A 970-nucleotide genomic window follows, 5' to 3' on the forward strand; every position below is an offset into this window, starting at 1 on the left:
CACATCAATCAAGAAAACACAGCAGACCAATTTCTTCTGTGTGATCAGGTCCACACGCTGGAAAAACTAAGTAAACAATATAAGAGCGAACGTAATGAACTAATAACTGCAAATTTGAAGCTTGTTTTTAGCGTAGCTGGCAAATTTAGATTCCTCGGAATGCCTTACAACGATTTAGTGCAGGAAGGCAGTATCGGCTTACTTAAAGCCATTGAGCGCTTTGATCCCAGTAAGGGGTTCCTCTTTTCGACTTATGCTTATACTGCCATTAGTCATCACATACATGCGGCTATCGAAAAGCAAGCAAGTGTCGTTCGTAAACCTTACGATCAACTCCGCGATAAAGCAATTGCCGACAAAACGAGGGCAAAGCTAGAACAGCAGCTATCACGACCTCCTAGAAGCCATGAGTTTAGAGCGAGTTTGCCAGATAACATCAGTAATAAAGCACCTTATGTCGAATTAAATACTCATGCGACCGCTAACACAGAATGGTATGCACAGTCTCCAGAACCTGAAGAACACGAACTCATTGGAAAAAACGAACAAGACCTAAAAACACAGGAGCTCCTGTACAAACGAGACCTAAAAAACATCCTAGGGAGCTTAGATCTACGAAAACAAACCATACTCCGAATGCGATATGGCATAGGAATCAACCGCACCTACACGCTAAAAGAGATCAGCGAGATACTCTTCATCTCATCTGAAAGGGTTCGCCAATTATCGCTTCAATCTGAAAAAGAGCTGAACACAATCTTAGAAAGTGAACCAGACACCGATCTGGGCAATGGCAATTGAGATCCATTATTCAATTTGATTCGTAATGATTAATAATGAGAGGAAACGGACTATGAATTTATCAAATGCGATTATTAAAATCGACAAACTACGCTTACGAACATTCATCGGCTTTAATGAAGAAGAAAAAATTAAACAACAAGATATCGTCGTGAATGTCGAACTACAT

The 970-nt window shown here is 40.4% G+C and carries 1 protein-coding gene; it reads left to right on the forward strand.

The features are described 5' to 3' along the window. Positions 1-801: sigma-70 family RNA polymerase sigma factor (locus A3729_RS28180; protein WP_068634526.1), on the forward strand; the 801-nt coding region annotated here is incomplete at its 5' end. Positions 802-970 lie beyond the last annotated feature (169 nt).

The organism is Oleiphilus sp. HI0043, assembly GCF_001634935.1.